At 64.8% G+C, this 8,710-nt stretch carries 6 protein-coding genes and 1 pseudogene; 1 reads left to right on the top strand and 6 read right to left on the bottom strand.

Translation table 11 applies throughout. From position 1 onward, the window contains the following. Nucleotides 1-219: pseudogene (locus THIDRDRAFT_RS26160) on the top strand (hypothetical protein); the annotation flags it as partial. 327 nt (nt 220-546) lie between these two features. Here THIDRDRAFT_RS26160 and THIDRDRAFT_RS11970 read toward each other — a convergent pair. The 6 genes from THIDRDRAFT_RS11970 to THIDRDRAFT_RS11945 all read right to left on the bottom strand — a co-directional run bounded on the left by THIDRDRAFT_RS11970 (nt 547) and on the right by THIDRDRAFT_RS11945 (nt 8,418). Further along, nucleotides 547-1,203, bottom strand: a complete 657-nt coding sequence (locus THIDRDRAFT_RS11970) for a DUF2202 domain-containing protein (protein ID WP_007041113.1) — start codon at nt 1,201-1,203, stop codon at nt 547-549. A 278-nt stretch (nt 1,204-1,481) separates the two neighbouring features. Next, nucleotides 1,482-2,813, bottom strand: a complete 1,332-nt coding sequence (locus THIDRDRAFT_RS11965; RefSeq protein WP_007041112.1) for a sigma-54-dependent transcriptional regulator — start codon at nt 2,811-2,813, stop codon at nt 1,482-1,484. A 267-nt stretch (nt 2,814-3,080) separates the two neighbouring features. After that, nucleotides 3,081-4,652 (bottom strand): sensor histidine kinase, encoded by a 1,572-nt coding sequence (locus THIDRDRAFT_RS11960; protein ID WP_007041111.1) that lies wholly within the window; start codon nt 4,650-4,652, stop codon nt 3,081-3,083. Beyond that, entirely contained in the window at nt 4,642-5,034 is a 393-nt protein-coding gene (locus tag THIDRDRAFT_RS26745) for a hypothetical protein (protein WP_007041110.1), read from the bottom strand. Before THIDRDRAFT_RS26745 ends, THIDRDRAFT_RS11960 begins: the two co-directional genes overlap by 11 nt. Beyond that, nucleotides 5,012-5,956 carry a hypothetical protein gene (locus THIDRDRAFT_RS11950; RefSeq protein WP_007041109.1) on the bottom strand — a complete coding sequence of 315 codons (945 nt, stop codon included), beginning with the start codon at nt 5,954-5,956 and terminating at the stop codon, nt 5,012-5,014. The genes THIDRDRAFT_RS26745 and THIDRDRAFT_RS11950 overlap by 23 nt, the downstream gene beginning before the upstream one ends. Nucleotides 5,957-6,033: 77 nt before the next feature. Beyond that, complete coding sequence (locus tag THIDRDRAFT_RS11945; RefSeq protein WP_007041108.1) at nt 6,034-8,418, bottom strand: penicillin acylase family protein; 2,385 nt, start codon at nt 8,416-8,418, stop codon at nt 6,034-6,036. Nucleotides 8,419-8,710: the final 292 nt, after the last annotated feature.

Genomic DNA, 8,710 nt, shown 5'->3' with positions numbered 1-8,710 from the left:
CGCTTCATACCGGTGTCTGGGCGCACGAGCAACAGCCGATTCGCCAAAAAAACACTCGAGCGCCCTCAGTTCAGCTTCTTTCGCTACGGACTCGACCTCCTTCAGCGCCTCATCACCCTGCAGGCCAGCTTCGCTGCCGAACTGCTCTGCGTCCTCGGTTTCATGCTCGATGGGCGACCGTTCAACGTCCAACATGACATGAGGCGCGTGCTGTATTAGCTGGGGAAGCTATTCGTTTTGTACTGTGCTGAGGATTATCGTAAGTTCGGCGCTCCATTTTTTCTCGTTGGATCGCTCTTCGTCATACTGAGCGGCAACATCCATTGTGTAGAAATATTTCCTTGGGTTTCCATTATCAATCAATGGTTTTTTGTTACGCATCACTCATCCGTGTTCGATTATGAGATTATTGATGCCTCGCCGGTTCCGATCTGGCTGTGCTAGTCCCCTGGTTAGGCACAGGTGGATGGATTGGTATACGCATCGGACCCGCAGTGCGTATCCGATGCGTGCTCTTTAAAGCGGGGTAGGGCTCAGAGGATCATATCAACGCCACTTGCCACCGCGCTCCATTGGGGTGTCGACGATGGCGTCCACCGCGTCCTGATCCATCGATTGCGCCTCATAGACGACGCCTTGGCTTTCGATCGTCGAGACGAAGATCCGTAGATGATTGCGTGAGCCGCGCAACAGGTTGGAATAGATGTTCTGTAGGTCCTGATTGTCGGTCGCGAGGATGGCATCTTCCAGGTCCTGGATGTCGACCTCTTCGATCAGTGCACCGGCATGCAGGGCTTCAAGGTAGGAGCTGTCGCCGCGCTCCATCAGATCCAGATAGAATTGCTGCAACGATTCGTCGGTGTAGACGCCGGTCTGGTTCGGATCCGATGGATCCTCTAACCCGTAGTTGTCCATGGCGTTCTTGATCGCGTCCATGTGTTTCTGCTCGGACTGGGCGATGTTCTCGAATGGTAGCAGCTGCCAGAGGTCATCCATTCCGATGTAGACGTCGCGTGCCAGCCGCTCTTCTTCTCGCATGAAGGTCAGAGTGCTCACTTCCTGAGCGTCCAGAGGGCTCAGGATGGCTTGCCCAGGTCCGGTGCCTGGCCCAGTGCCGGGGCCGTGCGGTCCGGCGCTCAATGCTGGGACCGCGAACAGGATGGCAGTTAGGGCGAACGGGATCAGTGTGTATTCGGTTCTCATCGGGACGCTCCTTTTCAGTGAACTTTCTGTCGTGTTCGTATGCTGTTGAGCAGGAGCTGTGCCATTGTGCAAACGCCTATCGAGCCGGCGTTTTTCGGGGTTCAAACGAGAGTTCGATTCGACATTGGCGGTTTGGCTCGACATAAATGTCGAGTCCGGCTACGTCTGGAACTCGGGTTTCGCGTTGAACCGGATGTCCCATCGCATGGGCAGATACTCCAATAATCCGGTTCTGGTCTTGTCATTCGGCTGCGATGACCGACCGAACCTCCCGCGCATCACTCCTTTCGCCGAATCCCATATTTGCCCATCTTGTATCTCAGCACCCGTTCGCTGATGCCGAGTCTGTCGGCGGCGTGTGTTTGGATCCAGTCGCATGCGTCCAGCGCGGCGACGAGCATTTCGCGCTCGACGCTGTCGAGCCGTTCCTGGAGTGCGCCCTGGTCCTGAGGCTCGGCCCGACGCACCTCGTCGGGCAGGTCCGATGCCTGGAGCCGGCTGCCGCGCGCTAGAGTCAGCGTGCGCTGGATGATGTGTTTGAGCTCGCGTACGTTGCCCGGGTAGTGGTAACGCATTAGAACGTCGAGCGCCTCGGGCGCGAGCTGGGTGGGACGTCGGGCGTAGCGGGCGATGAAGTGTTCGATCAGTGCTGGAATGTCCTCGCGCCGCTGACGTAGCGGGGAGAGTGGGACGTCCAGGACGTTGAGTCGGAAATAGAGATCCTCGCGGAAGCCGCCGTCCTCGGCCATGGTGCGCAGGTCGCGATTGGTGGCGGCGACCACCCGTGTCTCGACGGCGATGTCGCGCTCGCTGCCGACCCGGCTGATGCGCTTCTCCTGCAGTGCGCGCAACAGCTTGGATTGGAGACTGGCGGGCAGCTCGCCGACCTCGTCGAGGAAGAGTGTGCCGCCGCGCGCCTGCTCGAAACGGCCCTTGTGCTGGCGGTCCGCTCCGGTGAAGGCGCCCTTCTCGTGTCCGAAGAGCTCGCTCTCGAACAGATGTTCGGGGATGGCGGCGCAGTTGACCTCGACGAAGGGCGCGTCCGGGGTTGAACCGAGCAGATGGATGAGCCGCGCGATCAGTTCCTTGCCGGTGCCGGTTTCGCCTTGGATGAGCACACTCCAAGGGCTGTCGGCGACACGGCGCACCCGCGAGAGGGTCTCCCGCATCGCCGGGCTGGAGCCGATGATGTCGAGCGGCAACGGTGCCTCCTCGATCGCTTGCACCAGTTCGTTCACGTCGTCGGCGATGGCGACCTGCTGATCCAGGGCGTCGATCTTGACCAGCAATTGGGTCAGGTCGACCGGTTTTTCGAGGAAGTCGTCGGCTCCGAGCTTCATAACGCTGACCGCCGTCGAGACGGCCCCGTAGGCGGTGATCATGATGGCGCGCACAAGCGGGTTTTGCGCCTTCATCCGCTCCAGCACCTGATCCCCGGTCATGTCCGGCATGCGATGGTCGAGCAGGGCCAGTTGAATGTGCTCCTGGCCGAAGAGCCGCAGCGCCTCCTCGCCGTCGGCGGCGGCGAAGACCCGGTGTCCCTGCTTTTCCAGAAATCCGCCGAGCAGCTCGCGTTGCATGGCGTCGTCATCGGCGATGAGGATGTTCATGGCTCTCGATCCATCTGGTGTCGGCGCGCATTCAAGCGCGTTTTGCGACCCGGCGTAGGGCGCAATAGCGATAGCGTATTGCGCCGCATGGGGAAGGGCATTGAACTTTCGACCCCGTTCGTTGTTTGCATACGGCGATACGGCGCAATACGGCCGCTCCGGGGTCGATCGGTCTGCAATGCGTCGAGCGTATCGCCGGCATCGAAGGGGTATAGGTACCCGTTGACGGCGGCCTATTGCGCCCTACGAGACTCGGTTCTCGACGCATCAGTCTGTTGCTCCCCGTATCGGCATCGTCACCGAGAGGCTCAGCCGTCCCGGTGTCGGAACCCTGATCTCCAACCGTCCACCGTGCGCGGCGACGATGCGCTGCGAAATGGCCAGTCCCAGTCCGGTGCCGTCGGATTTGGTGGTGAACCAGGGCTCCAGAATACGCTCGACCTCGTCGGCATCCAGATCCAGTCCCGGATTGGCGATGACCAGGCGGGCCTCGGTGCCATTGAGTTCGACGTCGATCTGGATCTCGCCGCCTCGTGGCTGTGCCTCCAGGGCGTTGCGGAAGAGATTGTCCAGAACCTGTCTCAGCAGGTCGGGATCGGCCTGGATCCAGGTTTGTGGGCGCAAGGCTAGATCGAGTCGGATGCCGCTGTCGTCGAGTCGCTGGCGATAGAGGCTCAGCTGATCCTCGACCAGCCGATCGAGCGCGATGCGCTCGCTGCGTGGGCGTACCGGTCGGGCATAGTCCAGAAGCCCGGTGACGGTGCCGTTGGTGCGCCGCACCGCCTGGGCGACCAGCTCGACCAGACGCCGATGCTCCGGGTCGAGTTCATCGGCCTCCAGTTGCAGACGCTGCAGCCCCATCGCCATGGCGTTGAGCGGGTTGCGGATCTCGTGGGCGATGGCGGCGGCGGCGCGACCCAGGGCGGCCTCTTCGCGTTGGCGGTACAGTCGGCGTTCGTAGTCGAGCCGCTGGCGTTCATGGGCGCGCTGGTGGCGAAACAGGACCCAGGTCGCGGCGCCTCCGGCCAGGACGAGCACGGCCATGAAGGCGAGGAATTCGAGCCACAGCCGTTCGCGCATCTCGATCAGTGGACCGGCGTCCAGTTCCAGCAACAGACTTGCCCCAGCCACCGAGGCGCGTGCCTGGGCGACCGTCAGTCCGTTTGGGAATTGTCGGATGGAGACCTGCGGCAGGCTGCATTCCAGGGGTTGCGTCATGTGGGGGCGGGGCTGGCCCTCCAGACGAACGGTAACCACGCCGGGTAGGTCCGCAACCGACTCCAACGCCTTGGGCAGACCGATCGCTGCCTCCAGCGCCTCGCTGTTGCGGCTGTCCATGCCGACCAGGACGCAGCCTTCTCCGCTCTCGCGGGCCAGGCCGTAGAGCAGGGTGTGCGCGGGCATCATGCGAATGAGCTGGTCGAGCTGGTTGCAATCGAGCGGTCGGCTCGGTGTCCAGTCGGGCGGCCCCTGGACACTTTCGGTCGCGCCTATGATGCGGATCACCGAGAGTCCCGCCTCGGCGGCGAATGCGCTCAGTTCGTCGGCGCGAAAGGGGGCGATGGTGTCGAGATAGGCGACGAAGCGCGCCGAGTTGGCGAGTGAGCGGGTCAGCAGCGTTGCCGTCATCTCCTCGGCCATGACGGCCCCGCGCGCATGGAGGGTGACCGCATCGGTCAACAGCCGGGCGTGCTCGCTGGCATCTTCGAGGAAGAGGCGTTGCGCCTGGCGGGTCTGGACGAAGAACCAGGTCAGGACCAGCGCGAACAGCAGTCCGAAGACCAGCAGGTGTCCGAGCCAGAGTGGTGGCAATCGTCCGCTGTCCTGCTCAGCGTCCACCGCGACCTCCGCCGAATCCGCGCTGTGCGCCGAACATGATGCGGGCGCGCACGCCGGTACGGTCGGTGACGCCTGGACCGCGCTCGAAGGGCACCAGGCGCGCCTGATTCCAGATGCCATCGGGGCCGGGTGGCTGACCAGGCCAGACCTGGATCAGTTGTCCCGGTGCGATCCCGCTCGGACCGGATTGCGGGTCGACTGCCACCACGGCGCTGTGGGGGCCGCTCTCGGCTGCGTTTTCGATCGCAAGCGTGACCCGATTTGGCTCGACGCTCTGTACGCGCGCCAGCCAGGGCTCATCGGCCCAGACGCTCGAAACGCAGCAGAGCGCCAGCGCGGCGAGGCGCTTCGATTGGCGGTTAGAAAGACCAAGCCATGCCACACTGGGCCACCTGTTGTCGAAAGGAGTGAACGTCGATTGTCGAATCGCTGTCTATCCAATCCAGACTGCAGAAGAGTTCGCGTGCGCCGCGCCGGTGTCGTATGACCAGCGCCGCATTCAATTCCTCGTCCCGGCGCTCCAGTCGGCGTTGGGTGTGGCTGTAGTCGGAGCGCGACCAGCCAAGTCCAGACTCCAGCCGCCAAGCATTATTCAGCATGAACTGGGCCAAAAGGCCGATGCCGTTGCGATCGTAGGATTCGAGCGCGACCGTCGATGCGTTGCGCGCATGGGCCAGGGTGATTCGGGTCGAGAGGGTCGGTGACCATGCGTGGGTGGCGTCGAGTGCGATGGTCGAGCGCTGGTCGTTCCGGCGCTGTTCCAGCGCTGCTGATCGACGTCTCGGTCCCTGCCTGCCCGAGGGCTTGCAGCGTCCGCCCGAGTTCTGTCGGCCCGAGCCGGATCCGGGCCGACCCGACCAGGGTAAGGATGGGTTGCGATAGTCGAGTCGACGCACCTCGGCCGAGAGACCGACGGTGTCGCGGGCGTTCAGGATGTGATCGTAGCGCAGGGTCAGCGCGCCCTCGTTGCGCGCGTCGGCCGGGACCAGTGCGTCGCGGTAGATCGCCCCCGAGACCGAGAACGTCAGCAGACCCCTGTCGCGTGCTATGGGGCGCGACCAGGCGGAACTCAGGGACAGGCGGTAGCTGTCGTTGTCGGCCTCGTAGTCGTGGTACCAGCCGTCGAGGGCGAATCTCAGATCCGATTGCTCCAGGTTCAGTGTTTTCACGGCGCCGAGTGCAATATGGGCGAAGGCCAGGTCCTCGCTCGCGTGGCTCTGCGCGGGGTTGGTGTCATAGCCGACACTGGCTTCTCCGCTCAGCTCGATGTCATCGGCGCTGGTCTGGCACGAAAACAGGAGCATGGAGGCGCACAGCCCGAGTCTCGCCGTATGTCGTCTGATTCGGCTCGCGGAGCCTTGAGGGCGGGGACAGTCCGACATCAGTCGTTCGCGATGGGGCGCAGGATGCGTCGGTGCCTGGCCGGTCCGGGCAGCAGTGCGACCGGTTCGCCAGCGACCCAGGCGTCATAGTCGCCCTCGCGCGCAGCGGAGAAGGGATGTGCGTTGGGTCCGCCCGGCAGTTGCAGGATGCCACGCAACTCGGCGCCGGGGGCGACGACCAGGCGCTCCGAGGCTCCGTGGGTGGGGCTGGCGACGCGCGGGACGTTCGAGTCGCCGGGAACCGGACGCGGCGGCAGGTCCAGCCAGGGTCGGACCCAGCTCGGCAGCAGCGGTGAGAAGGGGTGGCGGATGGCGGTCCTGTTGCGCGCGCCCCAGGTGTGCTCCGACCAGCGTTCGGCTGTCCCCAGATGGGCGATCACCCGCTCCAGACAGCGATTCTCCAGCTCGGTCCAGTCGCCATAGCCGGGTGGGACCCAGTCTGGCGGATCGCGCAGGATGGACCAGACCGCGACCTCGGTGCGGGGTAGGTCGGCAAGCCGGTAATCGTTCGAGAGTCGGGTCAGGGGCTGGTTGAGTGCGTCGAGCACGGCCGCCGAAACCGCTGTGCGCCATTCGCGTGTCAGACGGTAGGCGACCGAGTCGATGCTCGCCCTGCCGTCCCAGTCGGAGAGGAGTTTCAGCAGTGCGGACCGTTCGAGCGACGCCGGTCGGGCCTGGACCAAGGCGTTCAGTCGCCGATACCAGCCCTCCATAAGTTCGGCGCGGTCGTCGAGCTGGATGTCGAAGAGCGCCGACTCATCGAAGAAGTCGCGCTCCATGAGCCGATCGCGGATGCGGCGTGCACGGGCGCCCAGATCATAGCCGCCGTCGCCGAGCAAATGCTGTTCGTTCAGGTCGATCACCCGGGCGTTGGCGGTCCAGAGACGCGCCGCGCGATCCGGTCCGATCCGGGGCACCTCATCCGGCTCCAGCCAGCCGAACCAGCCCGTCTGGCCGTCGGCCCAGCGTTGGGGGCGGGGGCCATCGAGCCCGCGTCGACGCGGGACGCGACCGAGGATGGTCCAGCCGACCTCGCCGCTGTCCGAGGCCACCAGGATGTTCTGGGCCGGAACGCCGCAGCTGGGCGCGAGCTGCAGGGCCGACTCGGCCGAGGTCTGCTCGACCATCCGCATCAGTCGCAGATTGAGCGCCTCCGGCTCCTGGGCCACCCAGTGCAGGGCAAGCGGGCGGCCGTCTGGGTCATGACCGACCAGCGGTCCCCAGATCGACTGCTGGATCTCGAAGCGGACCGGATCCTGGCCGGCGACGGGGATCCATTCGGTGCGACGTTCCAGGTTGCGCCAGCCGTCCGGGGTGCGATAGCGGCTCGGGTCGCTCGGGTCCAGCTCCAGAACCACATGGTCGAGCCAGTCGCCATAGCTGTTGGTCAGGCCCCAGGCGATGTGTCCGTTGCTGCCGACCACCAGCGCCGGAGCGCCGGGCAGGCTGACCCCGACCGCGTCGAGCGGATTGCTGCCGGTACGCTGGAGCCGGACCGGGTACCAGACGGTCGGCACCCGTAGCGTCAGGTGCATGTCGTTGGCGATCAGTGCGCGACCGTCCTGGGTGAGCGCGCCGCCGACGGCGAAGGCGTTGCTGCCGGCCGGCATGGGGTCGGGGATGGACGCTGGATCCGACGCGGTCGGCTCGGTGGCTGGTCCCGAGGCTGGGATACGGGCCTTGGGCCAGGTGCCGGCGGAGCCCTCGATCGGTGCTTCCCAGGGACCGGGGGAGAGGCGAAAAAGCGCGAAGACGCTCGGATCCAGCGTCCGCGATGCCAGGTCCAGCGCGCGTTCGGCCCGGTTGGTCTCCTCCTGGAGATCGCGAAACATGGCCAGAATCACATGGAGGCTGTCGACCGGACGCCAGGGTGCGGGCGATTGACGCAGGAGCAGATATTCCCAGGGCGGTGCCGTGAGGCTGGCCAGACCCGCGTTGACGCCTCGGACATAGGCGTCGAGCAGTGCGCGCTCGTTCGGGTCGAGTCGGGCGAGCGATGCGCGCGCCGTGCCGGCCAGATCGTGCAGTCGGGCGCCACGGTCGATGGCCACGCCGCCCGATCCGATCAGCTCGGCGAGCGTTCCGCTTCCGGCCCGGCGTAGCAGGTCCATCTGGAAATAGCGATCCTGGGCGTGGGCGTAGCCGAGTCCGAACACGAGATCCTCTGGATCGGACGCCAGGATGCTGACGCGGTCGCGCGCGTCCCGTTCGAGCGCGACCACTGCGTGCAGTCCAGCCAGTGTCTCGCTGCCGTCGACTGGCGGCAGGCTGGCGCGGATCCAGAGTAGCGCACCTCCAATCAGCAGAAGCACCGACAGGATGGTGCCGACCAGAAGGCGGCCGAGTCCTCGGATCCTGATCGGTCGGGCGGATGACTGAGGCATCTGTCGACTTCCTCTCATGCGTTCGGCCTGGGTCTTCGTCGATTGGACTCCGGGCTTAGCCGTGGCGCAAGTCTCGTCAGACACGGCGTTCGAGCATGCAGCGACATACGGTCTGTCTTGAATCTGGCCTGCCGACGCCCTGGTTAATGCGTGACACGACTTGTGGTCGAGTCGTCCCCGTCTATCTTGGAGCTTGGACGTTTGCGAGAGGCGTTCGGGCGGACGCGGTGTTCTCGCCGATGATGCGGCGGGTCTGGGAGCTGAATCGTTTCCTGAGCATGCGTTGGAGAGC

The organism is Thiorhodococcus drewsii AZ1 (genome assembly GCF_000224065.1).
GTDB lineage: Bacteria > Pseudomonadota > Gammaproteobacteria > Chromatiales > Chromatiaceae > Imhoffiella > Imhoffiella drewsii.
Note: the sequence above shows the minus strand (reverse complement) of the source record. Positions and strands in the feature narration are given on the sequence as shown.

What these genes read in the sequence shown, in the direction of transcription:
- THIDRDRAFT_RS11970 (WP_007041113.1), bottom strand. Translation starts at nt 1,203, where the DNA reads ATGAGAACCGAATACACACTGATCCCGTTCGCCCTAACTGCCATCCTG.
- THIDRDRAFT_RS11950 (WP_007041109.1), bottom strand. Translation starts at nt 5,956, where the DNA reads ATGCTCCTGTTTTCGTGCCAGACCAGCGCCGATGACATCGAGCTGAGC.
- THIDRDRAFT_RS11945 (WP_007041108.1), bottom strand. Translation starts at nt 8,418, where the DNA reads ATGCCTCAGTCATCCGCCCGACCGATCAGGATCCGAGGACTCGGCCGC.
- THIDRDRAFT_RS11965 (WP_007041112.1), bottom strand. Translation starts at nt 2,813, where the DNA reads ATGAACATCCTCATCGCCGATGACGACGCCATGCAACGCGAGCTGCTC.